Below are 25,192 nucleotides of genomic sequence, written 5' to 3' on the forward strand. Positions count from 1 at the left end.
ACACATGACCGACATGAGCTGTGACTACCCGCGCCAGTGTTTATCAGCACCTTATTGCCCTACTAGGTTTTTGTTGCACACATCTGGCATACACGTTGCTTGGCTGGAAGTTTTTACTTGAATGGGCCTGAATATGCCGAAGCTGGCAGAGAAGAAGTACCGAACAACGAAATGGTCAACGGATAACGCAGTACTCGAATCCAGAAGCTCATAGTGATTCGCTAATCCAGTGTTGTTTTTCGCTGATATGTCAGAGTATTGGACGGGCAGACAGTCTCTCGAGATTGCCAAGCCTGGATTGGCTGTAGTTCGATTTCAGCACGATCTCTTGGTATCAGAAGCGCTTGCAGGTTGCCATCTCTTATGGTTGGCAGGAGTGATGTTTTGGAACTGCTGGTCGATAGAACGGGTGTCAAGATGCTTGGTGAAGCGGAATAGAAAACGCAGCAGTACGGTGCTGACGACTGGCATTAGTAGCCTAAGTTGGGTCTGGGGCTTGATGCCCACACCATGAGACCTGAGAGATACGGACCATCGAAGTCACTAGCAATCGTGTAGGCGATGCGCCGATGCGGTCGAAGTTTCCAGTCCAGATGGCCTCCGCCATTATTCGATGAAATCTTCGAAATCATCAAGGCAACGCAGTGTCTGGGCTTGGCGATCAGCGGTGACCGCAACGCTTCTTCGTTGCAACCAAAATTCCGTATTTGAAACAGCTTGGTGGGCGCATGATGTGTGGTGATTTTGGCCGTCAAGTTGCGAAGCTTCGGAGATGGGCCGCCTTGTTCGACTGTTTCAACCAACTCCGAGCACCTGTCTACTGTCATTACGCCATCAATCTGTCCTGGATTGGAAAGGCCGACATTTCCACTCAATTTGTGCAACAAAGTTGTCCTGCAGTGTTTGTTCCCGTTCTTATTTTGTTGTGTTCAACGATGGCGGCCTGAGATGTTCCAGTTATCCTTAGGACTATTCGTTTCATGAATTTTTCTTGTGATTCTCGGTGAAGATGACGATCACCGCTCTCTTGTTACTGGAAATGTATTTCCGAGGAAACTGTCCCATTCCTTTCCAATGGAATGAAGCATCGTCTGTATTATTTTTGACAAGAAAGTATCTTTAAATGAACGGAATTGCATGTTGATGTGTGACTTTTTTAGCTTTGTTGAAATAGCTGATGCTTGAGTGACAGCGGTCCAAGAAAGCCGATACGCTTTCCGATGCAGCGTTATACGATGAGACTGAGTATCGCTAATCTCATTTCTCATCCCTAAGATATTCTTCTAGGAAAAATTGTTGGGGGGTTGTGGACACGTCCGTGTCGGTGACTCATGCAAGCGAAGGTTGATAAGGGTGAGAAGACGAGGTGTTGCTTACTATTGCTTGTGCAGTCAGCGCTGGTGCATGTGATGGATTCAGTTTCTGCATACTTGTGATTTGGAATGTTTTTGCCGCAACAGACACCGGCTTGACTAAACTTATATTTATCCTTTTGATTTAGTGAAGTAACTGTTTCAATTCAGATTGTTTGGAAATTTAAAGTCACTAATAAAACATCAAAAAGCGACGAGCGCCCGCGTGAAACATGTCTATGGTAGCTGTAATGAACCGCTATTTTCTCATCGACGTAGCGGTACTTGTAACAGTCAGCCGACGCGCTTGGCTGGTATTGGAGTGTTTCGTTAGCGCGTGTCTGTTGTGGCAGACCTTTGAGATATTTCGCTGACTCATGTTGGGCGTAGAGTGCAATCTCGAGATCGCAATCGAATTTTGCATCCGGTACGTGCTGTCTTGGTGACGCATTCATGTGCCGATGTAGTGTCCATAGTGCTGGTTCGGATGATCTATACGCGGAATTGATTGTTAGTATTCGACTCCAGTGATCACTGTTCTAGAGGTTCGGCTCGAGTAAAGCGAGCTAGTTTCCGTCCAACGAATCCGTGTTTTTAGATGGCTTTTTACTGTTCATGATGATGTTTACCCGTTGTCGTTGTCCTCCACCTCACCTCTGCCAGAAAGGAAAGCTGCCTTGATCACTGCAATGCAGTTTCAGCGTCAAGTTGCCGAGGGTTGTACCCGCATCCCGGTGGTACGCGAAGTGTTGTCTGATTTGGATACTCCACTCTCGGTCTATCTGAAATTTGCTGATGGTCCATACACCTATCTGTTCGAATCAGTGGAAGGGGGAGAGCGTTTTGGCAGGTATTCGATCATTGGATTGCCGGCGCGGCGCGTATATACCTTTCGCGGTCATACCTTGGTGGTGAGCGAATTCGGTGAGATGGTGGAGACACGTCAAGTGGCTGATCCGCTTGCCGAAGTTGAGGTGCTGCGTGCCCAGTATGTAGTGCCTCGACTAGAAGGGTTGCCAGGTTTCACAGGCGGCTTAGTGGGCTGGTTCGGCTTTGAGTGCATCCAGTACATCGAGCCCCGCTTCATTTCAGGTGACAAGCCCAATGAACTTGGGACCCCGGACATTCTGCTGATGCTCTCGGAAGAACTGGCGGTGTTCGACAACCTTAAGGGCCGGTTATATCTGATCGTTCATGTTAATCCTCTGCAACCGCAAGCTTACGCCCGTGCAATGCGACGCTTGGATGAGTTGGTTCACCGTCTGCAGCAAGGTGGGGTAAATTACCTGCAGACACACATTTCAGAAGTGATCAACGAGGAGGATTTTCACTCTTCGTTGACTCGCGAGCAGTACCACGCCGTGGTGCGCAAAGCGCAGGAGTATGTGCGCGCCGGTGATATTTTCCAGGTGGTGCCAAGTCAGCGCCTGCGTACACAGTTTCGTGCTCGCCCGATCGATGTATATCGCGCGCTGCGTGCGATGAATCCGTCGCCTTACATGTATTTCATTGATATTGGCTGCACTCAGGTGGTTGGCTCATCACCGGAGATATTGGCGCGATTACAAGGAGGAGTGGTCACGCTGCGTCCGATTGCCGGCACACGTCCGCGTGGCGCCACCCCGGAACAGGACAAACGGTTGGAAATGGAATTGTTAGCCGATCCAAAAGAGCGTGCTGAACATGTGATGCTGATCGATCTGGGCCGTAATGATATTGGGCGTATTGCCGAGGCTGGGAGTGTGCAAGTCAAAGAAGCCTTTGTGATCGAGCGTTATAGTCACGTCATGCATATTGTCAGTGAGGTCACCGGCATACTGAGGCCGGGTCTGAGCTATGTCGATGTGTTACGTGCGACGTTCCCAGCTGGTACGGTATCAGGCGCGCCGAAGATCCGTGCATTGGAGATTATCCGTGAGTTGGAATCCGTGTGTCGGAACGTCTATTCCGGCGCGGTAGGTTACATCGGCTGGCATGGAGATGCCGACACAGCGATCGCGATTCGCACCGCGGTGATTCAGAACGGTTACCTGTACGTGCAGGCTGGTGGTGGTGTGGTCTATGACTCCGATCCAGACTTGGAATGGCAGGAAACCATGAACAAAGCACGCGCGTTGTTCAGTGCGGTGGCACATGCGGTGAAAGGGTTGTGATAGATAGACAAAATGGTATGCGGTACATCGGGGGCTACAATAGCGGCAGTGAGCACAACCCATTCGTGCATGCTGGGGGTGTTGATTGCGGTGAGTGCTTAATTCTTCCGTCGAGTGTCTTCACTTCATTACTATGTGAAGTTGATGCGATTTTCCTAACTGCGTAATGAGTCCATTGCTATGTTACTCATGCTCGATAATTACGATAGCTTCACCTACAACCTTGTGCAGTATTTGCAGACCTTGGGTGCTGAAGTGATGGTTGTCCGTAATGATGCGATGACAGTCGAGCAAATTGCTGCGCTCAGACCCGAGCGCGTTGTGATATCGCCGGGTCCTTGCACACCGTATGAGGCCGGAGTCTCGCTAAAACTGATCGAACGGCTTGGTCCGGTTACGCCGATTCTCGGCGTCTGCCTTGGTCACCAGAGTATCGGACAAGCTTATGGTGGTGATGTAATTCACGCTACCAACATCATGCACGGCAAAACTTCGCCGATTCACCACAATGGGAAAGGTGTGTTTGTTGGTTTACCGAATGGCTATCATGCAACGCGTTACCATTCATTGGTTGTTGATAAGACGACATTGCCAGATGTCTTGGAAGTGACTGCTTGGACAGAGAATCAGGATGGGACGATCGAGGAAATCATGGGCTTGCGCCACCGCGAGTATTTTGTCGAAGGTGTTCAGTTCCATCCCGAGTCGATCCTCACCGAGCACGGTCACGCGCTGCTGAAGAATTTCCTGGAGCGTCCTTTCTGAGGGATACATCAGCTGTGTTGCTTTTGCATCAATTCCATCCTGTTGCTTTGATCTGAGAACTATTGGATGTCTATGACTCCTCAAGAAGCCCTACAGCGCATCATCGAACACCGGGAGATCTTGCAGGACGAGATGGTAGAGTTGATGCGCCAGATTATGCGTGGTGAGGTTTCCGGAACCATGGTCGCAGCGATCCTTACCGGACTACGCGTAAAAAAGGAGACCGTTGGCGAAATTACGGGTGCAGCGACAGTGATGCGTGAGTTCTCCCGTAGGGTGAATGTGCGAGACTGCACTCATTTGGTCGACATTGTTGGTACTGGTGGCGATGGCTCGCATACCTTCAACATTTCTACTTGTGCGATGTTCGTGGTAGCGGCTGCCGGCGCTAAAGTGGCCAAGCATGGTAATCGTAGTGTGTCCTCCAAGTCTGGCAGTGCTGATGTGCTTGAGGTGCTGGGAGCATCGATCGAGTTGCAGCCCGGTGAAGTCGCGGAGGCGATCGCATCTACTGGAATTGGCTTCATGTTTGCGCCGATTCACCACCCAGTCATGAAAGTTGTTGCGCCGGTGCGGCGCGAGATGGGAGTGCGTACGATTTTTAACATTCTTGGTCCGCTGACCAATCCGGCCGATGCACCTAATATTTTGATGGGCGTGTTCGATCCGGATCTGGTTGGTATCCAGGCGCGTGTACTGCAGAAACTCGGTGCTGAGCGTGCATTGGTCGTCTGGGGCGGTGATGGCATGGATGAACTATCACTCGGCGCCGCTACTTTGGTTGCCGAGCTGCGTGACGGTAGGGTTCGCGAGTACGAAGTGTCCCCGGAGGACTATGGCATGGCCGTGTCGCCGCGCTCCAACCTGCGAGTTGCCAGTCCCGTTGAGTCACGGAAGATGGTGTTGGAAGTGCTTGCTGGGAAACCTGGTCCGGCGCTGGACATTGTCGTGCTCAACGCTGGCGCTGCGCTGTATGTGGCTGGCGTGGCACAGGATATCGGCCATGGAATCGCGTTGGCACGGGAGGTAATCGTCGATGGACGCGCCAGCGACACACTGGACCAGTATGTGGCGTTCACACGTTGCCCACGCCATGTTTGAATGCTGCCGTATTAAACAAGCTATAAACTGTTCTTCCACATTTGCAGTGAATGCCTGCTTCCGATGACTTGACCCGATGAGCAACATCCTCACTAAGATTCTTGCCCGCAAGGTCGATGAGATTGCCGAGCGCCTCTTATGTGCGTCGCAGACTGAGTTGGCCGCGCGTTGCGCCGATTTGCCGGAAACCCGTGGTTTCACCGCTGCACTGCAGGCTACGATCGCTCAGGGTGATCCAGCGGTGATTGCTGAGATTAAGAAGGCTAGCCCTTCCAAAGGGGTGATTCGCGAGGATTTCCGTCCTGCGGAGATCGCTATTTCCTACGAACTCGGCGGTGCTAGTTGTCTATCGGTACTGACGGACATGCATTTCTTCAAGGGCCACGACGGCTATTTGAGTCAGGCCCGTGATGCTTGCACTCTTCCAGTGTTGCGCAAAGATTTCACGATCGACCCGTACCAAGTGTATGAGGCACGTGTGCTTGGTGCTGATTGCATTCTGTTGATTGTCGCTGCGTTGGACGATGCTCAGTTGGTTGACTTGTCCGGCTTGGCATTGCAACTGGGAATGGATGTGCTGGTTGAAGTTCACGATATTGATGAACTCGAGCGCGCAATACAGATTTCGGTGCCACTAATTGGTATCAACAACCGTAATCTGCATACCTTCGAAGTTTCATTGGAGACGACGTTGGCAATGAAAGCGTTGGTGCCACGTGATCGTTTGCTAGTGACTGAGAGCGGTATCCTTACCACTGCCGATGTACAACGCATGCGTTCTGCGGGCGTGAATGCGTTTCTCGTTGGCGAGGCGTTTATGCGTGCGGTCGAGCCGGGTGAGTCACTCCGAGAGATGTTCTTCATCGCGTGAGTGCACCATATCCATCATTGCGCGAGGATGCGCCATTAGTTGTATTCGATTTCGATCATACGCTGTACGATGGCGATTCTGGCAGTGATTTGTTTGCTTGGCTGATCCGAAGCAATCCGTTGCGTTTAGCAGCAGCGTTGCTGGTGACGCCGTTGCTTGGTCCGTTGGCAGCGATGCTGTCGACCCGGCGTCGTAGCATTTCCGGTTACGTTTGGATTGCTACCTTTGGCATGCGTCATACGCGTGAGTTCAACAGGGTCATCAGGGCTTATGTGCTGCGCCATGAGTCGCAGATCCGGCAGCGGTTGCTACCGCGGGCGTTGGAAGTATTCGCGTGCCATCGCATTGCTGGTGATTGTGTGGTGGTGGCCACTGGTGCGCCCCCTGAACTGGTACGTGCAATCCTGGCTTTGGTGGCTTATCAGGAGGTGCCGGTGGTTGGTAGTTCGATCGTGCCGTGTTTCGGCGCAATCCGTGTTGTTCGCCATTGTCACCATGAGGAAAAAATACGCATGCTCCGTGAGCAGGGTTACCGTGATATTGCTGTGGCGTATTCGGACAGTACCGCAGATTTGCCGTTGCTCATGGCAGCAAAGGTACCGGTAGTAGTGAATCCCAAGCCTAAGCGTGAAAAGCTGTTCCGTAGTTTGCTGCCACCGGGTACATCGATCATTCACTGGGGATGCCGCCGCCGTGGAGGCGATTGCGATTAGAGTTTGCTAAAGATGCGAGAAGCTTGAAGTCATGTTCATCGCCTTCGTCTGCTTTGCCTCTGATTGCGGATGGCTTGCAATCGTGTTGACAGGCCCTGGAGGGTGTTATCGATTGAGCCGAACAGATGATGGTAGCTAGCCAAGTGGTCAGGTTCTGTTGATAAAAACCTAGGACATCATGTGTACGTGAGGATTGCTTCGATCACATGTTTGTCAAAACTTTCGTTGTTGATGAGCAAGAGGGACGGCACTATCGACGGTTGTCCAAGGGAGATTACGCCGTGCTCGAACTGCAGGTTGAAATGTTGCGACAGTTTGAGAGGGGGAGCAGGTTGCATGCACAATGTGGTCGAATGTGTATTCAACTATAGGCTTTCTTCTCATCTGGGGATAGGTTGATAACGTGCGAGATGGCGTGCGTTGCGGTAAGAACGGTGTAGAACAAGTGGTTGATTGAGTTGCTGCAAGAGGCATCCAGCATGCCGTGACTCCTTACTGATTTAACCCACTAAGTTGTGATTGCGTATGTGGTCTGCACGATATATCGCGTCGGATCAAGTACTGCTTTGGTTGTTCCAAGCGCTGCCGTGCTATGGCTACGCGTTATGAAAATGCTTTCGTAATCTCGTTGAGGCGATCTACTTGGTAGTCGCTATTTATATACCGTGGCACAGGATCGACGAGGTGTCGACGTGGACACAAATCGAGAATGTTATTTGATGTCTGCCTTGGTGTTGGCGTCCCAAGTTGGTTCTTTGCAAGCACGGCTAACCAGTACTTTGTAGTTTTTCATTTTGTCGCAAGCACAGGATTGCAATGATCCATGGTTGGATAAGGTGCTATGGATGCCATGTCCTGCTGTTACTGGTTTGGTCTGATATCACCACGCATTGGATGTTCTGTTTTCTCCCATGAAATGGGAGACATTTCATGCGAATATTTTTTAGGTAAAATTGATTATTCAATAGATTTTTTCAATCATTCAGCATAAAATGTGATATATAATAATAAATTAATTTGAAGTTCATCAATAAAAATGGTCATGGCGAGTTCAGAAACTACCGAGATGCGTATTGCTGTTACTTGCCAGCGCTTTCCTGCTTACTCGCGTAATCAAGCCGTGCTATTAGGTTTGGTCAAGCATATTTACAAACGGGTTCACACCAATTGCAATCGGTTTTTACGGCGGTTTGGTCTCAGTTATCCTGAATATGACATTTTGATGATGATGTACGGTACTCAGGATTTGTCGCTGACACCAACCGAGGTAGCTGAATCTTCTGGTGAAAAGCCAGCGAATGTGACTCGTCTAACCAACAGTCTTTGCGAGAAAGGATTGATTCGACGCTCGATTCACCAGAATGACCGCCGTAAGGTCACTTTGACCTTAGAACCCGCTGCTTTGGAATTGCTCGATAAGGCCTTGCCGGAGGCTTGTGTACAGATGGAAGCGCAGGTTTCCAATCTGTCTGAACGGGAGAACCAAGAATTAGAATATCTGTTGAAGAAGATGCTTGAAGTCATTGATAACTCTACTGATCAGCAATAGTTGCAATACGTGCGGTATTTTAATTTTTGTATTCGCTACTTTTGCCGCAATACAAGATCACCTCACAGTATCTGCTGTGCATATGATCGCTTTAACCATCTGTTGGTCTAAACCTGTCATTGCTGACAATCGGTAGGAGCCCAGTATCTTTAGTAAGGGTGGTTTGATCTAGCGATACCAAGGGTATTATTGCAGCGTGCTCGAACTTTAGGTGGAAACCCCACTGCAGTTGGGGTGTACCGCATGCATCATGTGGTTGAGCGCTTATGCCTTATGCAATTATCAAATATTTTCTTCGAGTCTCCATGCGTGACGACAATCTCGCCAGCAGTGATCTTGTATTCGCCTCATTTGCCTGTACGTTTCGAACATGTATGGAAATGTAAACGCGACTTGGACTCCTAAACCCAACATTAGCGGAGTACGCCCATTTGGGTACATTGGCCGATACATATCGGACAGTGATGGTGTGCTATGTATAAAAAAGCCTTAATGTTCTTTACTTCCGGTGAAGTCAACGCATTAAACACTTCTATATCAACGCCTTCTGCGACATACATAACATGTTCTTGGAGTTGTCAGTTAACGCACCAACATCGTTAGATGTCTTCTTCAACAGTGAGGTTGTTTCTCTGTCTTTCAGGAGTTATAAGTTAAAGAATCAATAAAGGGACGCTGCTTGGAGGCTGCGTCCCAATCATTGTGATTAACGAGATGACTTTTGTCCCAAGTTATTTGATGTTTTTTGTCCAGTAGCTCTCGATCTGTTGAACTAGAGAATTGGGTAGTGGCACATAATCGAGTTGCTCGGCTAGTGATTGGCCGTTCTCGAAGCACCATTTGAAGAAATTCAACGTGGTTTTGCTGGATACGGGATTCTTGGCTTTTTTGTACAAAATCGCCCAAGTCGTGGCGGTAATTGGCCAAGCATTCGGTTCGGGAGCGTTGGTTATGATCAAATTGAAGTCCTTCGAAGATTTCCAATCGGCGGTCGCGGCGGCGGCGGAGAAGGACTTGTCGTTCGGCATCACGTAGTGACCTGCAGCATTTTTCATTCCTGCATAGCTCAAGTTGTTCTGCAGCGCGTAAGCGTATTCGACATAGCCAATGCCGCCACGAATCTGCTTGACATAGGCTGCTACACCCTCATTACCCTTGCCACCAATACCGGTAGACCACTGTACCGTCGTCCCTTCGCCGACTTTTTGTTTCCATTCCGGACTGACCTTGGAGAGGTAGTTCGTGAAGTTGAACGTAGTGCCGGAACTCTCGGAGCGGTGTACGACGGTGATCTTCATTTCTGGAAATACCAAGCCCGGATTGAGCGCCGTGATGGCAGGGTCGTTCCACTTGGAAATTTTTCCGATAAAAATATTCGCCAATGTGGTGCCATCGAGCTTCACCGTGCCTGCTGCGATGCCCGGTACGTTGAACACCGGCACGATGCCACCGGTCACGATCGGGAATTGAGCGAGACCGAACTGATTGAGTTCTTGTGTACTCAAAGGCTTGTCAGATGCTCCAAAATCGACAGTAGCTGCTTTGATTTGAGCGATCCCTCCTCCGGAGCCAATCGATTGATAGTTGATGCGATTGCCGCTCTTCTCGGCGTATGCGGCAGACCATTTGGACAGCACCGGGTACACGAAACTTGAACCGGCACCGGTGATATCAGTGGCTTGAGTGGCGAATGAGAATGAAGTGACGGTGACAATCGTCAGCAACCTGAGCTTGAGGGAAAACATTTTTGGAAAACCCCTTAAATGGAAAAATCGGCACCTTTGCCGAAGTGATGTCATTGCAAAGTGATTTTGTGAATTTAATGAGAATATTTCATGACAATTTTGTGAATACTTGCCGCATGTTGTCTTTTTATTGTCATCTTTTTGCCGCGGAATTGTCGCTTTATTGACGGAAAATTCACAAAAAATTTGCATTCGAAATCTCGAATGAAAGCTTTTCCACTTTACGGAGACATCCCAATGCGTTCCCATGTCGTTGCTGTCGCGATCATCGCTAATCTTGGATTGCTTTCCGCACCTGCAGCGTTTGCTACGAAGATGACAACCCCGGTTTCGTCGGCCACTGCCGTTCAGTTGCAGGAGTTACAGGCGAAGATCGCGGTTCTACAGAGTCAGGTGCAGCAGTTACAAGCTCAAACTCAATCCTTGCAGGCTCAGTCCGACGCCCAATCCGAAGTGAATGTGGTGCAAGCGCAGGCAACAGAGGCATTTCAGACAGCGAGTGCTAATATCGAGAAACAAGCAAATAGCACCAGGATTGGCGGTCGTATGTTCTTCGATCTGACGAACATTGATCGTACCAGCGGCGGTAACAAGACTGCCGCCAGTGGTACCGGTTTGGATGTTAAACGCTTCTATCTATCTATTGACCATGCTTTCAACAACATCTGGTCTGCGAACTTGACTAGCGACTTCCAGTACAGTTCGGCCATCTCAAGTACCGAGCTGTTCATTAAAAAGGCTTATGTGCAGGGCAAGTTCTATGATTCCTTTGTGTTGCGTGTTGGTGCTGCCGACATGCCGTGGATACCGTTCGTTGAGAAGTTTTACGGTTATCGCTATGTTGAGAACACGTTGACTGATCGTCTGAAGTATGCGAATTCTTCTGACTGGGGATTGCATGCTTACGGTGATATCACTCCGCAGCTCAATTATGCTGTGTCAGTGGTAAACGGTGGAGGTTACAAAAATCCAACACGCACCAAGGGGATGGACGTTGAAGGGCGAGTTGCCTTTATGCCGACCCAGAGTATTGCCATTGCTGTTGGTGGTTATTCTGGGAAATTGGGTAAAGAGACTGAAGTCACCAGCGCCCAAAATACTTATACTCGTGGTGATGTAATGGTTGCCTATGCTGACTCGCGTTTCCGTATGGGTGGCGAATATTTTATGGCCAAGAATTTGAACAATGTGTTGACTCTGTACACCGATAAGAGCAGCGGTTGGTCAGTATGGGGCAATGTTGCACTCACCAACGGTGGCATCAATGTATTTGGTCGTTATGATAAAACTGATCTGAGTAAAACGAGCGATCCCTCGCTATATGACAAGTATTGGAATGTCGGCGTTGAGTTTCCGATCATGAAGAACCTGAAGGTAGCGACGGCGTACAAATATACGCGCCAGAAGAACAACATAAACACTAATCTTGAGAATAAGGAATGGGGTATTTGGGGTGACCTGACATTTTGATAATCGATGCAGTACCATTAAAAAGATCGAACTTCTAGATTGTTTTCTTCGGGTCGCCGGTATTATTACGTACCGGCGATTCTTGCATTCTCTACTTTTATCTGTGTAATAGAGTTGAAATCGTGTGATATATAATTAGTGAGGCAGATATTGTCTTTTCACATTCTTTAAAATATTACATCAATGTGTTGATAGTTCTACTGGTATAGGTTTGTTGCTTCACATGTACGGCCGGAACATTGCGCCGGCCCGGCAAGGTTGCTTTTAGTGATCATCTTGAGTGTCGGTATATCTTTCTAATTCAAAGGATTATCTAAGGTTTTTTCCGCGTCAGATGAGAAATATTTCCATACTGATGCGTGATGTTTCAATGACTGTTGAGTTGCATACTTTGCCGATATTTGCGCGTCGGTCTGCGGATGAAATTGGAATCGAAGTTCTCAGTGTCTGTGCAGTGAGCGATTTGCTTCCCACATATTTGCTGTGCGGGGCTTTTATGTCTCCTATTGCTCGGTACGATTTTGGCAAAGACTTGTTAGTGTTGATCAAGTCACACCTGAATTCGCTTTCACATAGGTTAGTCTGTTTTTTTCCAGTGATTGACTTGTGTCCTTGTTATGTGCGGCTCGAATATCTTTCACATTCCGCGTGCGATGCTGCTTGCGTAGTCACTTGGTTCGCACGGATTGTCACAGCGTGTTACATGCAGCGGCTGCGTGCCCTTCGGTGGATTCCCGTAATTACGCTCCTTGTCGCGTATATGGTTCTGCATGAAGCGGTTGTATTCCCACGAGTATGTATCAGCGTTGCGGTGTAGTACTTGTCCTTGCTTCGTTTGTGCTCAGCGAGCCATTCAAGTGGCCAGGTTGCCGTTTGTCGTGGTGATGCCCGTGCAAGGCACGGAGACATAAGATTGCTTGCTAGCACTCCGGAGAAGAGAGAGAACAGAGAGCGAAACAGAGTCAACCAAGCGCATTTCGACTGTTGTTGCCGACGCTGGTCAGCATATGTAAAACGGATCGGAACTCTATGTGGCGTTACGCGTTACTGGCTCACAAATAAAAACGCCCAACCGATGGGAGGTATGAGCGTGGAATGGTGGTGGAGAAGAGGAGGATCGAACTCCCGACCTCGTCATTGCGAACGACGCGCTCTACCAGCTGAGCTACTTCCCCGCAAGTCACGGATGATAACACTCTGCTGACGGAGTGAGACAAAAATTTCTGTCGGGTCTCCATGACAACCATACTTCCTGACATATGCTCATGCTCAGTATCGCTCAGGCAAATCGCCATGCCATCTTTTTCTCACTGCAGTAGCCCATGTTCTCCGAAATAGATTTGTTGTTTCTATTCATGTGCATATTTCAAAGAGATCTCCGAGACTATCTGGAAAGCCAGGCACATTTCCAGTCACACGCTGCATCCCAACACCGATATGTGTTGGGCAGTTCGCGTTGGTCAGGGGCTTGGGATTTCCAATTTTCAGGGAACAGGTGTTTGTTGGTGCTTTAGGGAGTTTTTTAATCTTTTCGAGGTTGTAATGAATAGGCGGCGGCGCTGACATCCGTTGATCTGCCCAGCGCATGGAATGTTGCCATGATTTTGTCACTACTGGCTGATGAGGGCGAAGACGATTTGAAGATTCAGTGACTTCACACTAGAGCGTGTTGGCATTTCCTGATAATTATGTCGGGCAAGTACAGGTTGCTATCGAGGTGAAAAGCAGTGCTGAAAGCTGGTGTGGCTCGATACGGTTTATGGTAGCCAAGTCAATAGGAAGTTTCTGTTAAACAAGAAGCAGACCAAGTACGGGTGTAGCAGCGGTATCATCGTGGTACAACATAACTGCTCTGCCGCCTGATGTTACAGCGAAGTCGAGTTTTCATATGAGGTCATTTTTGTGTCGTTCGCAACAATGACCACGGATACGTTCTGCTTCTGCAGCGTATCAAGAGATTATTGGCTATAGAGAACCTCTCACTCTGAAATATCGATCTCTTTGAGAAAATATGAATGATCTCTGGGCCTACATGATGATGCGGATGAAGGGAATAAAAAATAATTCAATATTTTAAAGTTGACTTGCGATTATCAAGATGTTTGCGTCTTGCTGCGGTCTCTGCGACATGCGCAGATGGAGCTTATTGGAAGTTCTGATCAATTGATCGTCTGTGTTATGAACTCTGATGATCGAGATCATTCATCCCTTAGGAAATAAATGGTGACGGGTGGTTTGTGTAGCAGTGAGTGGTGCTCTCATATCTCATAAAAGTTGAGTCACGATAGCGACATAACAGCGCTCTATGCCTCATAGTGTGTGGCCCAGACATTAATGTTTTGGGGAGTGGATGGATGTGCGTGGCGTTGTTGAGATATCGTCTGCCGTTGCGGTGCTGGACGCAGCACAATGTATTGCTGTGAGAGATCATGATGAATATACATACCGAACCCACCCGATTGGTTGGCCATAGACTTCACTTTCTTTTCAATGGTGGGATGGTGCGTGTCCAGGGTTCGACAACGGCTGAGATGATTGAGCGGCAGCTTCTGATTAGCCGTGCTGCCGATCTGGAAGGGGAAGCAACCGAATTGGCTGCCATGCTGGATGTGTCGCTGCAGGCACTGTGCGATTTCAAAGCGTGCCGTCTTGATGGAGGTTGGAGTGAAGTGAGCGTTCAGGGGGGGCTATGAGCATCCAGATCGGTCACCTCACTCTGGAACAGGCACGTGCGCAACTAACACCGTGGACGCAGCGTGCTCCTGCGATTACCGTGGACGAATACGCGCAGCGTATCGAACAGGCGCGTGTATTGATGCGTACCCAAGGTGTCGATGCATTGTTGGTCGGTGCTGGCGCGTCACTGCGCTATTTTACTGGGGTACCTTGGAGTGCAAGTGAGCGGCTGGTGGCATTATTGATCTTCCTTTCCGGTGATCCATTGTTGATCTGCCCGGCGTTCGAGGAGGGATCGCTTGATGCAGTGTTGTTATTGCCAGCCGAAAAACGCTTGTGGGAGGAACATGAGGATCCGTATGCGCTAGTGGCGCAGGCAATGACTGACCACGGTGCGCGCACGCTTGCGTTGGACCCTGGTGCTGCGTTTGCGGTGCATACGGGGTTGTGTGGCCATTTGGATGCATGTGTGATCATCGATGCGACTGTGATTGTCGATGGCTGCCGGTTGTGCAAATCGCCAGCTGAATTGGCGTTGATCCAGCAAGCCTGCGATATGACTCTGCGAGTGCAGCGCCTGGCTGCAGGGATTGTCCACGGGGGCATCGGTACTGATGCCCTAGTACGTTTCATTGATGAGGCGCACCGCCTACTTGGTGCCGACAACGGTTCGACCTTTTGCATCGTGCAGTTCGGTCACGCGACGGCGTTCCCGCATGGCATCCCAGGTGTGCAGCACTTGCACGAGGGGGAGTTGGTACTGATCGATACCGGCTGTACCGTGCAGGGCTATCACTCAGATATCACCCGTACCTGGATCTACGGTGTGCCCAGCGATGATCAGCGGCGAATCTGGGATTTGGAGCAGGCTGCACAGGCGGCGGCGTTTGCAGCCGTGCGGCCAGGTGTGGCTTGCGAGGCGGTGGACATGGCGGCACGCAAGGTGCTTGAGCTGGGTGGCTTGGGGCCTGGTTACTGTCTCCCCGGCTTGCCGCACCGCACGGGGCATGGTTGCGGTCTTGCGATTCACGAGGCCCCATACCTGGTACGTGGCAACCGCACGGTGCTTCGTCAAGGTATGTGTGCTAGTGATGAACCGATGATCGTGGTGCCGGGGCACTTTGGTGTACGCCTTGAGGATCATTTCTACGTCACCGAGGACGGTGCACAGTGGTTCACATCGCCGTCGCCGGCGATTGACAGGCCGTTTGTCTGATGTTCAAGAGACTCGATCTCATTCAGTTTCTCTCAATTTGTATCAAAGAAAGAAGGATCACACATCGCTTCCGTCTACACATGACCCATTTACCTTTGCCTGTTTTTCGCTTTGGGGAAGGTGCCTCGAAAGCTCAGATGAGAGCTTCCAAGCAAAGAACCATACATTAACTTTTGGGAGTGACTGCATGTCATCGATCTGCCGTCTTACCGTCTCGCTGCTGTCTGCTGTGCTGTTCTCGGCGTGTAGCGGTTCCAACCCGCCTACCGGGACCGGTGCCCCTGCTCGCCGTGTTACCTCGTCTGATCAGGCGGCCCGGGCCTTCGATCAGTTGCTCGATCAGCAGTGGCAGTACCAGCTTGTGCATAGCCCCGAGTTCGCCAGCATTATCGGTGATAAGCGTTATAACGATCGCTGGAGTGACTACTCGTCTGCCGCAGTGGAGGCAGACCGTCAGGCTACTGCGGAGTTCCAGACGAAGTTCCAGACGGTGGATGCTGCTGTCCTGGACGAGCAGCGCCGACTAAGCCTGATGCTGATGCGGCGTCAACTGCAGGATCGACTGGAGGCAATCCGGCTAAGGATGCACGAGATGCTGTTAGAGCCTGTTGGTGGTATCCACTTGGAGCTTGCTAGTTATAGCGACATGTTCCCATTCGAGGACATCAAGGACTATCAGGATTACATCAAGCGCCTACAGGGAGTGCCTGCGCTGATCGACCAGGTGATTGCGGTCTCGCGCCAGGGGGCGCATGACGGTCTGATTCAGCCGCGCTATCTTCTGGAAAAGCTTCCAGCACAGATTCGTAAGATTGCTGCGGTAGCTGGTGCCGATAACCCGTTCGCTTCGCCGTTGAAGAAGCTTGATCAGGTAGTACCGGATGCGGCACAGCGTGCTCAATTACGTGCTGCGCTGATTACTGCGGTAGACCAGCAGGTACGTCCGGCTTATGAAACACTGGCTGCGTTCGTGCAGGACGAATATGCGACGCAGGGCCGTGAACACGAAGGTCTGTGGTCGCTGCCGGATGGGGAGGCACGTTACCGTTTCGCAATCCACACCCAGACTACCACCGACCAATCGCCGGAGGAGATTCATCAGATCGGTCTGCGCGAGGTTGCACGGATCGAGGGAGAGATGACTGCGATTGCGACCTCAATGGGCTACAAGGATTTGATCAGCTTCCGCAAGGCGGTGACGAGCGATAAGGCACACTTTGCTAGGAGTGGTGAGCAGATCCTTGGGTTGTATCGTGGCTACATAGTTGGTATGCAGCAGGCATTGCCTAAACTGTTCGGGCACCTGCCGAAGACCCCGTTGGAGGTACGGGGGATGCCAACGTTCCGTCGTGAGGGACCTGGCGCCGAATACTTGCAGGGCCCGCCGGGAGGGAGCAGGCCGGCCATCGTGATGGTCAACACCAACGATGCCACCGAGCGTACCTTAGTCAACATCGAGACCACTGCCTACCATGAGGGCGTGCCGGGCCATCACCTGCAAATCTCGCTGGCACAGACGTTGCCACTGCCGCCGTTCCGGCAGCAGGCTGGCTACAACGCGTATGTCGAAGGTTGGGCGTTGTACGCGGAGCGCTTGGGCAAGGAAGCCGGCTTCTTCAAGGACCCTTACAGCGACTATGGTCGCTTAGCGGGCGAGTTGTTGCGTGCCAACCGCTTGGTACTCGATACCGGTGTGCACTATAAGCGCTGGACTCGGCAGCAGATGATCGATTTTTTCCATGCGCACCCATCCGACGACGAGCCGAGCATCCAGGCTGAGACGGACCGTTACATTGTTTGGCCTGGGCAGGCGCTGGGCTACAAGCTTGGTCAGATGCAGATCCTCATGTTGCGCGTCAAGGCTGAGAAGGCGCTCGGTGCTCGGTTCGATCTCCGGGCATTCCACGATGCTGTGCTCGGTGGCGGTGCGATGCCGTTGGATCTGCTGGCACAGCGGATTGATGCGTGGATTGCTCAAGCCCGGGGGGTGTCACAGGCGCGGCCGCAGTGACGCGTACCCGTCTGTTCTGCATCGCTTTGCTGATGATGATTGTTACTGTGTGTGCCGTCCGGGCTACACCTGCGCCGTTTGATGTGGTGGCGCGCTTCAAGGCGCTGTACACGCATGAGTGGAACTGACGCCAAGCTGAGTTTACCGGCGCCGGTGCGGAGGGTAGCTAGGCGCAGTGTGTTGATTACTTGCCAAAGGTAGATCTAGCCACGTAGAACATGCGCACCGTTTAATAGCAGCAGGTACTGGCTGAGTTAAAAACAATCGATCCGGTGCGGCTCTCATGTGAGGAGTAGGTCAACTACCAAGTCTATTGGTAGCAGATCGAGGTGTTTCTTGACTGCCAGCGCTTTCGCAGTTAGGAAATGCCTTTCAATAGCGACACTGCGTTCCGGAGCGATCTGGGTTTCAGTGCTCGTGGCAGCTTTCGCACCCGTGAGCACTATCTTTGTTACTTGGGGGCCGACATGCCGCGTTACTTCAATAAGCAGATCGCTAACATGCGTAACGGGCTTGTACGGAGTTTTGCCCAACGCAGGGTAACGCTGGAAGGCTGAGATCAGATGATTGCTGAAGTCGCTGCTGCTGCTGGTGAGGACAACCTGTTCTACATCCCGTTCAAGCAGATGCCAGCGATGATTCCGATCGGGAAGCAGGCCCGGCTGCGTGCTCAGGCGCGCTAGGTGATCGCCGATCAGGTGGTGTCGGTTATGAGCAGCTGCTGGTATTCGTGACAACAGTGCACTGAGTGAGCCTAAGATCACGACTGAGGTCGGTCGTTACATTGCTTGGTCGGGAAAGGCACTGCCGTACTACCTTGGTGAGTTGAAGATCCTGGAGTTGCGCCATAAGTTTGAAGTTACGCTGGGCACGGAATTCGACATTCGTCATTTCCATGATGCGGTGTTGTAGCTGGGTTCGGTGCCGTTGCCGGTGGTGGAGGCAAGGATTGATCGTTTCATTACCGATGGTGGTAAGTCTCCGTATCCGGACAGCGCTGCTGTGATGCATTAAGCCTGATCTGCAGTTAAGTGTTTGCTTGTACTGATTGTTGTTGATGGATCTGTCTCAAGGTGATCTGCATGCTGTTCCTGGTGGTGGCATTTTGATGATGTATCTGATGCAGGGCTGGGGTGCCGGTGCGAGGTGATGAGGTCTTGTTTGTTGCGATGATTGTGATGGGGTGCAGCGTGTTGGATGTGTCGCCATCGGTTTTGCTGTGGGGTTGCTTGAAGACTTCGTGCTTCACGTTACTTAAGTTTTAGCAAGCAGTAAAAATCATTCGGTGTTGCTGGTTGTCTGCAAGTCGTGATGGTGTTTTTGTTTTGAAATCTTTCGTATTGGTGCGGTCATGTCAGTTGTGCGCTGTACCAGGATCTTGATTGAGTGACTTCTTGGACTCAGGGTGGGCGTACTGCTTGTAATCCGCGACAATGGAAAGCCGTTCTCGTGTTCGTGCCGCATGTCTCTATTGCAGTTTCAGCTTCAGGCGACCGATGGTGCTGCCCGTCGTGGTCAATTGAGTTTCCCATGCGGTACCGTGCAAACTCCCGCGTTCATGCCGGTTGGAACGTATGGTGCTGTGAAGGGGGTGTTACCGAGGCAGCTTTGTGATTTGGGTGCGGAAATCATCCTTGGTAACACTTTCCACTTGTTCTTGCGTCCAGGTCTTGAGGTGATTGCCGATCATGGTGGTCTGCGCGGTTTCATGCGCTGGGATGGGCCGATTTTGACGGATTCTGGTGGTTTTCAGGTGTTTTCGTTGGCGCACCGGCGCAAGATCACTGAGCAAGGCGTGACCTTTGCTGCACCGACTGATGGTGCTCAGGTGTTTCTTGGACCTGAGGAAAGCATGAGAATCCAGAAGGTGCTGAACTCGGATGTCGTGATGATTTTCGACGAATGTACGCCTTACCCGGCCACTGAAGATGTGGCACGTTGTTCGATGGAGTTGAGCCTGCGGTGGGCACAGCGCTCACGCGATGCCCATGATGCGTTGGGCAATGACGCGGCTCTGTTTGGTATCGTTCAAGGTGGTGTGCATCCTGACCTGCGTGGCCGCTCCCTGGACGGTTTGCAGGCGATCGGTTTCGATGGCTACGCGATTGGTGGTTTGGCTGTTGGTGAACCGGAATGCGAGCGCAATGCGATCCTTGAGTATCTGCACCCGCGTCTGCCGGCGCATCGGCCACGTTATTTAATGGGTGTGGGTCGGCCGGAGGATCTGGTCGAGAGTGTGGCGCGTGGTGTGGATATGTTCGATTGTGTGATGCCAACCCGCCATGCGCGTAATGGGCATTACTTTACTGGGTTCGGTACGGTAAGGATCCGTAATGCTTGCTATGCGAGGGATTTGGACCCAATTGAATCGGGTTGTGGTTGTCCGACTTGTGTTGGTGGCTATACTCGCGCTTACTTGCGCCATTTGGACCGCTGTAACGAGATGCTGGCGTCGATGCTTGGTACCTTGCATAACCTTTGGTACTACGAAAAATTGATGGCCGATATGCGTGCGGCGATCGCAGCGGGAGCTTTCCTGGCATTCCGGCGTTCTTTCTATGCGGCGCGTGGTCTCGAGCCGCCGCCGCTGTCTGACCGTTGTTAGCTAAATTAGATGCCAGTTCTCATGGCATAATCGCAAGCTTATTGCCGCTGCGGCGGATCCAGAAAGTTGGGCATGTTTCCGTGTCCCGTCTACCAAATTTATGACCAGAGATGAAAATAACGATGAACTTGCTTGATTTCTTCATTCCTGTTGCTCAGGCTCAGAGTGCGGCGCCGGCCGGTGCTTCACCCGGCGGGGGAATACAGATGTTTCTCTTGCCGGTCATTCTGATTGCGGTCATGTACTTTTCTATGATCCGTCCGCAGATGAAACGTCAGAAGGAGTACAAGTCCATGATGGAGCATCTCGGACGCGGCGATGAGGTGATCACTTCTGGGGGCATTGCTGGTACGGTGTCTGAGATTGGCGAGGATTTTGTGACTGTAGAGATCGCCGAGAACGTGCGTGTGCGTGTGCAAAAGAGTGCCATTGCTAAAGTGTTGCCCAAAGGCTCGTTGCAGTCGGCAAAATGATTTCCATCTCCTTACTGATTTTCCTAGGGCGCGGTGCTGCAGCTGGCGTCGCGCGAGACTTGCGCAATGCTTGAATTCCCCCGCTGGAAGTACTTTGTCATTCTCCTTGTGCTTGTGTTGAGCACGCTTTACGCATTACCAAACGTCTACCAGAAAGATCCTTCCGTGCAGATTAACGCCAATCGAGGCGCCCAGATCGACGATGCATTCCGTCAGCGGGTGATGGCTGATTTGGAAGCATCCGGGATTGTGCCCAAGGGCGTGACCAAGGAGGGAGAGAGTCTGATGGTGCGTTTGGCCTCATTGGAGGCACAGACCCGTGCCAGCGATGTGTTGCGGCAGAAGACGGGTGAGCATTACACCGTCGCATTGAATCTGGCTTCAACCGTGCCAAATTGGTTGGCTAAGTTGGGTGGGCGACCAATGGTTCTAGGTTTAGACTTGGTTGGCGGTGTGCATTTCGCGTTACAGGTGGATCAAAAGGCCGCCTTGGACAAACGTATGGATGCCTTTGTCGAGGAGGTGCGTTCGACGTTGCGCAATAAGCGTATTGGTTTCCGAATGGTCGAGCGCCGTCCGGATAACACCATTCGAGTAACTCTTAATGAAGACGTTGACGCCAATGACGTACGTACGGTGTTGCTTAAGGCGGAAGCGGGTTTGAGTTACTTGGTATCCGGCAATACTTTGATTGCTAGTCTTCCTGAGAATGAATTGCGCCAGATTACCAGTGGTGCGGTTGAGCAGAACTTGACGACACTGCGTAACCGCATCAACGAATTAGGCGTGGCCGAACCGATTATCCAACGCCAAGGCGATGATCGCATTGTGGTTGAGTTGCCTGGTGTGCAGGACACTGCTGAGGCTAAACGTCTGATCGGTGCTACCGCTACGCTAGAGTTTCGTGGTGTGGTCGACGGGGACGCATCTGAGGCAGTACGTACTGGGAATGTCCCGCCTGAGGCCAAGTTGTATTACATACGTGGTACCAATCATCCAGTGTTGTTGAACAAGCGTGTGATTGTTTCCGGTGACGAGATGGTGAATGCCACAGTCGGTGTTGATGAGAACGGCATGCCGGCTGTCAACGTCACTCTCAGTAACGCTGCTGGCCAGCGTATGCTGGACTACACCCAGCGCAACCTTTACAAACTCATGTCTGTGGTCTACATCGAGCGTATTCCGACCGTGACAATGGTTGATGGTAAGGAAGTGCGTGGTGTGCGAGTGAAGGAAGAGGCACTGTCCCCAACCCGGATTGCTGGTGTATTCGGCAAAAGCTTCCGCACGACTGGTCTGGAGAAAACCGAGGCTGAAAACCTGTCTAAATTGCTGCGCGCTGGTTCGCTGGCTGCACCGATGGATTTCGTTGAGGAATATGTGATTGGCCCTAGCTTGGGTGCTGAGAATGTAGAACGTGGCATTACTGCAGTGGTGTTTTCGTTCCTGTTCACATTGGTATTTTTCACCATCTATTACCGCATGTTTGGCCTGATCACCTCGCTGGCATTGCTGTTTAATCTATTGATCGTGGTGGCGGTGATGTCTCTCTTCGGAGCCACCATGACCTTGCCCGGTTTCGCTGGATTGGCGCTCTCGGTTGGGTTATCGGTGGATGCTAACGTGCTTATCAACGAGCGTATCCGCGAGGAGTTGCGCCATGGGATGCCTCCGAGATCTGCGATTGTTGCTGGTTACGAAAAGGCTGGTAGCACTATTCTCGATGCCAATTTGACCGGGTTGATTGTCGGTGTGGCGCTGTATGCTTTCGGAACTGGTCCACTGAAGGGTTTTGCGTTGACCATGATCATCGGGATTTTTGCCTCAATGTTCACCGCGATTACGGTTTCGCGCTCGCTTTCTGCACTGATTTACGGTACGCGCAAGAATCTCAAATCTTTGGCTATCTGACCGGGAAGAGAACGACATTATGAAACTGTTTCCTTTGCATCTCATCCCGAATGACACCAAGATCGACTTCATGCGCTGGCGTAAACTGACGTTGATGCTGATGTCGATGCTTTTTGTAATATCGGTCTTTGTTGTTGCCTTTAAGGGTTTTGATTACGCGTTGGAATTCACGGGCGGCACGCTGGCGCGTACTCAGTTCGCCAAGCCTGTGGACGCTGATCAGGTGCGTCAGCGGCTGGAGGCCGGCGGCTTTGGGAATGCACAAGTGCAGAGTGTCGGTGGCGGCAACGAGTTGCTTATTCGCCTGCAGCCGCATGGCGAGCATAACAATGATGACGTAGCCAAAAACACGGCCGAAGCGGTGCGTGAAGTGATGACGCTACCGGATAATCCGGCAACGGTACAGCCCGGGGAATTCGTTGGTCCACAGGTCGGGAAGGATCTCGCGATGAATGGTGTATATGCGACGATCTTTATGCTTTTAGGCTTCTTGGTCTATATCGCGTTTCGGTTCGAGTGGAAGTTTGCGGTTGCGGCCAGTCTAACCGCGTTTTTCGATCTGATTCTGACGATCGCTTACATGTCGTTGCTCGGCCGCGAGTTCGACTTGACCATGCTGGCTGGCTTGCTGTCTGTGATGGGTTTTGCGATTAATGACATCATCGTGGTGTTCGACCGCGTGCGCGAGAACTTCCGTAGCCTGCGTGTGGAACCGTTGGAGGTATTGAACCGTTCGATCAACCAGACGCTATCCCGTACGTTGATCACCGCGGTCATGTTCTTTCTGTCGGCATTTGCCTTGTACCTATACGGGGGGCACTCGATGGAGGGTTTGGCTGAAACCCATATGGCCGGTGCAGTGATTGTGGTGGTGTCTTCGGTGATTATGGCGGTACCGCTGTTAACCATTGGGCCTTTAAAGGTCAGCAAGCAAGATTTGCTGCCGAAGACGAAAGACGTGGAATCATTGGAGCGCCGTCCTTGATGATCTTCTCTATCACTTCTATATGTGGCCTGTGGCAGGGTAGCTTACCTGTCAGGCGAAGTTCTCACTTTGCCGGGACTGTCCGTGGAGCCGTTATAGCAGTCGCAACGCTGCTTGATGCCATAGCTTTAGGTGGTTTGGGGTGTTTTAAGCCATGATTTGGCGCTCCCTAGGGGGCTCGAACCCCTGTTTTAGCCTTGAGAGGGCCATGTCCTAACCGCTAGACGAAGGGAGCATTGGTCAGTCCGATGAAGGCCCGTTAATATAAAAGCGCATTCGCCTGAAGGCAACTGAATATCTAGGGGCACTATCGTTCATGCTTTGCGTCGTACCGCGTGAACAGCATACGATTTCACGTAAGGACATTAGTCCCAATGCTTTGCGCGTGTTGTACCGCCTGCGTGAAGCTGGTTTCGGTGCGTACTTGGTTGGCGGTGCGGTTCGTGATTTGCTGGTAGGCGGTCATCCCAAGGATTTCGACGTAGCCACCGACGCAACACCCGAGCAGGTCAAGCAGCTGTTCCGCAGTTGTCGTTTGATTGGTCGCCGCTTCCGTTTGGCGCATGTGGTTTTCGGACCTGAGATTATTGAGGTGGCTACCTTCCGTGCTAACAGTGATGATGGAAGTGGTGATCGTGAGCTGGAGAATGGCCGTTTAGTGCGTGACAACGTCTATGGCTCGATTGAGGACGATGCGATCCGTCGTGATTTCACCTGCAATGCGCTTTACTACACCATCGAAGATTTTTCAGTGCGCGACTACGTCGGTGGCTTCGAAGATGTCCAGTCCCGGTTGATGAGATTGATTGGCGATCCAGTGCGACGTTACCAGGAGGATCCGGTGCGCATGCTACGTGCGGTGCGTTTAGCGGCTAAGCTCGGTTTCGAGATTGAGATCGGTACCGCCGAACCAATTCCGCGTATGGCTGGGTTGCTGGTCGACGTGGCACCAGCCCGCTTGTTTGAGGAAGTGCTCAAACTGTTTCTCTCAGGACATGCTGTGGCGAGCTTCGAGGCCTTGGAGAACTTTGGTCTGATTGATGTGTTGTTTCCCGAAAGTGTTAAAGCATTGCGTGCTAACCGTAGTGGTGCATTGCGGCGCATATTGATCGAAGGACTGAGGAGTACTGATAAACGGGTGACTAACGATGAACCGGTGTCGCCGGCATTCTTGTTTGCATTGCTACTATGGCCTGGTTTCTGCCGCGCGCTGGTCACTCTGCAATCGCAGGGTGTGCAGCCAGAGGAAGCGCAACGTCGTGCAGCTGATCGGGTGACACTGCATCATCTTGAGCGCGTAGCTTTGCCGCGCCGCTTTTCTCTGCCGATGCAAGAGATCTGGCTGCTGCAGAACCGTTTTACTTCACGCAATCGTAAGCGCGTGTTCCGGCTTCTGGAGCATCCACGCTTCCGTGCGGCCTTCGATTTCCTGGTGCTGCGCTTGGCGGCTTCTCCGGAGCATGCTGTAGATGTGGAATTTTGGCGTGCGGTACAGCACTGTTCCGAAGACGGTCTGGTCTCGGCGATTGATGCTGTGCAGGCTGAATTGGATGAAACGGGTGTGTCGCGTAAGCGTCGATGCTGACGTAGTCAAGT

General features: G+C 51.4%; 19 protein-coding genes, 2 tRNA genes and 1 pseudogene. 18 read left to right on the top strand and 4 right to left on the bottom strand.

From position 1 onward, the window contains the following. Positions 1-470: 470 nt before the first annotated feature. Complete coding sequence (locus PLS229_RS00935) at positions 471-884, bottom strand: hypothetical protein (RefSeq protein WP_160165165.1); 414 nt, start codon at positions 882-884, stop codon at positions 471-473. A gap of 1,145 nt (positions 885-2,029) precedes the next feature. Here PLS229_RS00935 and trpE point away from each other — a divergent pair. The 6 genes from trpE to PLS229_RS00965 all read left to right on the top strand — a co-directional run bounded on the left by trpE (position 2,030) and on the right by PLS229_RS00965 (position 8,504). Next, complete coding sequence (trpE, locus tag PLS229_RS00940) at positions 2,030-3,505, top strand: anthranilate synthase component I (RefSeq protein WP_038271061.1); 1,476 nt, start codon at positions 2,030-2,032, stop codon at positions 3,503-3,505. A 180-nt stretch (positions 3,506-3,685) separates the two neighbouring features. Further along, positions 3,686-4,270, top strand: a complete 585-nt coding sequence (locus PLS229_RS00945; RefSeq protein WP_038271062.1) for an aminodeoxychorismate/anthranilate synthase component II — start codon at positions 3,686-3,688, stop codon at positions 4,268-4,270. 66 nt (positions 4,271-4,336) lie between these two features. Next, complete coding sequence (trpD, locus tag PLS229_RS00950) at positions 4,337-5,371, top strand: anthranilate phosphoribosyltransferase (protein WP_038271063.1); 1,035 nt, start codon at positions 4,337-4,339, stop codon at positions 5,369-5,371. 76 nt (positions 5,372-5,447) lie between these two features. Beyond that, entirely contained in the window at positions 5,448-6,242 is a 795-nt protein-coding gene (gene trpC, locus PLS229_RS00955; protein WP_038271064.1) for an indole-3-glycerol phosphate synthase TrpC, read from the top strand. After that, on the top strand, positions 6,239-6,955 hold the full coding sequence (locus PLS229_RS00960) for a haloacid dehalogenase-like hydrolase (RefSeq protein ID WP_038271065.1): 717 nt from the start codon (positions 6,239-6,241) through the stop codon (positions 6,953-6,955). The genes trpC and PLS229_RS00960 overlap by 4 nt, the downstream gene beginning before the upstream one ends. A 1,042-nt stretch (positions 6,956-7,997) precedes the next feature. Next, positions 7,998-8,504 (top strand): MarR family winged helix-turn-helix transcriptional regulator, encoded by a 507-nt coding sequence (locus PLS229_RS00965; protein ID WP_038271119.1) that lies wholly within the window; start codon positions 7,998-8,000, stop codon positions 8,502-8,504. A gap of 731 nt (positions 8,505-9,235) precedes the next feature. On the opposite strand, the gene pstS is transcribed toward PLS229_RS00965, so the two are convergent. Continuing rightward, positions 9,236-10,249 carry a phosphate ABC transporter substrate-binding protein PstS gene (pstS, locus tag PLS229_RS00970; RefSeq protein WP_038271066.1) on the bottom strand — a complete coding sequence of 338 codons (1,014 nt, stop codon included), beginning with the start codon at positions 10,247-10,249 and terminating at the stop codon, positions 9,236-9,238. Between the two features lie 237 nt (positions 10,250-10,486). On the opposite strand from pstS, the gene PLS229_RS00975 reads away from it, so the two are divergent. Further along, positions 10,487-11,719 (top strand): porin, encoded by a 1,233-nt coding sequence (locus PLS229_RS00975; RefSeq protein ID WP_038271067.1) that lies wholly within the window; start codon positions 10,487-10,489, stop codon positions 11,717-11,719. A gap of 1,099 nt (positions 11,720-12,818) precedes the next feature. Here the strand turns inward: PLS229_RS00975 and PLS229_RS00980 are convergent. After that, positions 12,819-12,894: transfer RNA gene (locus PLS229_RS00980), tRNA-Ala, on the bottom strand. A 1,254-nt stretch (positions 12,895-14,148) separates the two neighbouring features. Here PLS229_RS00980 and PLS229_RS00990 point away from each other — a divergent pair. From PLS229_RS00990 to secF, 10 genes and pseudogenes are all read left to right on the top strand, one after another. After that, complete coding sequence (locus PLS229_RS00990) at positions 14,149-14,412, top strand: hypothetical protein (protein ID WP_081755428.1); 264 nt, start codon at positions 14,149-14,151, stop codon at positions 14,410-14,412. Continuing rightward, on the top strand, positions 14,409-15,611 hold the full coding sequence (locus PLS229_RS00995) for a M24 family metallopeptidase (RefSeq protein ID WP_038271069.1): 1,203 nt from the start codon (positions 14,409-14,411) through the stop codon (positions 15,609-15,611). The genes PLS229_RS00990 and PLS229_RS00995 overlap by 4 nt, the downstream gene beginning before the upstream one ends. Before the next feature lie 187 nt (positions 15,612-15,798). Continuing rightward, entirely contained in the window at positions 15,799-17,622 is a 1,824-nt protein-coding gene (locus tag PLS229_RS01000; RefSeq protein WP_038271070.1) for a DUF885 domain-containing protein, read from the top strand. Next, on the top strand, positions 17,619-17,750 hold the full coding sequence (locus PLS229_RS12380; RefSeq protein WP_267903165.1) for a hypothetical protein: 132 nt from the start codon (positions 17,619-17,621) through the stop codon (positions 17,748-17,750). The genes PLS229_RS01000 and PLS229_RS12380 overlap by 4 nt, the downstream gene beginning before the upstream one ends. Before the next feature lie 237 nt (positions 17,751-17,987). Then, on the top strand, positions 17,988-18,179 hold the full coding sequence (locus PLS229_RS12625) for a hypothetical protein (protein WP_201745758.1): 192 nt from the start codon (positions 17,988-17,990) through the stop codon (positions 18,177-18,179). Positions 18,180-18,336: 157 nt separating this feature from the next. Then, a pseudogene (locus tag PLS229_RS12630) lies at positions 18,337-18,636 on the top strand (DUF885 family protein); the annotation flags it as partial. Between the two features lie 448 nt (positions 18,637-19,084). Then, positions 19,085-20,227: a tRNA guanosine(34) transglycosylase Tgt gene (gene tgt / locus PLS229_RS01015; RefSeq protein ID WP_038271073.1), complete on the top strand. Its 1,143-nt coding sequence runs from the start codon at positions 19,085-19,087 to the stop codon at positions 20,225-20,227. A gap of 122 nt (positions 20,228-20,349) precedes the next feature. Continuing rightward, positions 20,350-20,700 carry a preprotein translocase subunit YajC gene (gene yajC / locus PLS229_RS01020; RefSeq protein ID WP_038271074.1) on the top strand — a complete coding sequence of 117 codons (351 nt, stop codon included), beginning with the start codon at positions 20,350-20,352 and terminating at the stop codon, positions 20,698-20,700. A 66-nt stretch (positions 20,701-20,766) separates the two neighbouring features. Next, the gene (gene secD, locus PLS229_RS01025; protein ID WP_038271120.1) at positions 20,767-22,611 is read left to right on the top strand and encodes a protein translocase subunit SecD; all 1,845 of its coding nucleotides are present in this window, start codon (positions 20,767-20,769) and stop codon (positions 22,609-22,611) included. A gap of 19 nt (positions 22,612-22,630) precedes the next feature. Then, positions 22,631-23,596: a protein translocase subunit SecF gene (secF, locus tag PLS229_RS01030; RefSeq protein WP_038271076.1), complete on the top strand. Its 966-nt coding sequence runs from the start codon at positions 22,631-22,633 to the stop codon at positions 23,594-23,596. Between the two features lie 160 nt (positions 23,597-23,756). On the opposite strand, the gene PLS229_RS01035 is transcribed toward secF, so the two are convergent. Then, positions 23,757-23,831, bottom strand: a tRNA-Glu gene (locus tag PLS229_RS01035). A gap of 39 nt (positions 23,832-23,870) precedes the next feature. Between PLS229_RS01035 and pcnB the strand changes: the two genes are divergently transcribed. Further along, the gene (pcnB, locus tag PLS229_RS01040) at positions 23,871-25,181 is read left to right on the top strand and encodes a polynucleotide adenylyltransferase PcnB (RefSeq protein WP_051482300.1); all 1,311 of its coding nucleotides are present in this window, start codon (positions 23,871-23,873) and stop codon (positions 25,179-25,181) included. The last annotated feature ends 11 nt before the right edge of the window (positions 25,182-25,192 follow it).

It is taken from the genome of Xylella taiwanensis (assembly GCF_013177435.1).
Taxonomy (GTDB): domain Bacteria; phylum Pseudomonadota; class Gammaproteobacteria; order Xanthomonadales; family Xanthomonadaceae; genus Xylella; species Xylella taiwanensis.

Excerpts from the sequence above, each read along its gene's own strand:
- PLS229_RS00990 (WP_081755428.1), top strand. The coding sequence starts at position 14,149 with ATGATGAATATACATACCGAACCCACCCGATTGGTTGGCCATAGACTT.
- pstS (WP_038271066.1), bottom strand. The coding sequence starts at position 10,249 with ATGTTTTCCCTCAAGCTCAGGTTGCTGACGATTGTCACCGTCACTTCA.
- secD (WP_038271120.1), top strand. The coding sequence starts at position 20,767 with ATGCTTGAATTCCCCCGCTGGAAGTACTTTGTCATTCTCCTTGTGCTT.
- PLS229_RS00975 (WP_038271067.1), top strand. The coding sequence starts at position 10,487 with ATGCGTTCCCATGTCGTTGCTGTCGCGATCATCGCTAATCTTGGATTG.
- secF (WP_038271076.1), top strand. The coding sequence starts at position 22,631 with ATGAAACTGTTTCCTTTGCATCTCATCCCGAATGACACCAAGATCGAC.
- PLS229_RS00945 (WP_038271062.1), top strand. The coding sequence starts at position 3,686 with ATGTTACTCATGCTCGATAATTACGATAGCTTCACCTACAACCTTGTG.
- trpC (WP_038271064.1), top strand. The coding sequence starts at position 5,448 with ATGAGCAACATCCTCACTAAGATTCTTGCCCGCAAGGTCGATGAGATT.
- PLS229_RS00965 (WP_038271119.1), top strand. The coding sequence starts at position 7,998 with ATGGCGAGTTCAGAAACTACCGAGATGCGTATTGCTGTTACTTGCCAG.
- tgt (WP_038271073.1), top strand. The coding sequence starts at position 19,085 with ATGTCTCTATTGCAGTTTCAGCTTCAGGCGACCGATGGTGCTGCCCGT.
- PLS229_RS12625 (WP_201745758.1), top strand. The coding sequence starts at position 17,988 with ATGCCTTTCAATAGCGACACTGCGTTCCGGAGCGATCTGGGTTTCAGT.
- PLS229_RS00995 (WP_038271069.1), top strand. The coding sequence starts at position 14,409 with ATGAGCATCCAGATCGGTCACCTCACTCTGGAACAGGCACGTGCGCAA.
- trpD (WP_038271063.1), top strand. The coding sequence starts at position 4,337 with ATGTCTATGACTCCTCAAGAAGCCCTACAGCGCATCATCGAACACCGG.
- PLS229_RS01000 (WP_038271070.1), top strand. The coding sequence starts at position 15,799 with ATGTCATCGATCTGCCGTCTTACCGTCTCGCTGCTGTCTGCTGTGCTG.
- yajC (WP_038271074.1), top strand. The coding sequence starts at position 20,350 with ATGAACTTGCTTGATTTCTTCATTCCTGTTGCTCAGGCTCAGAGTGCG.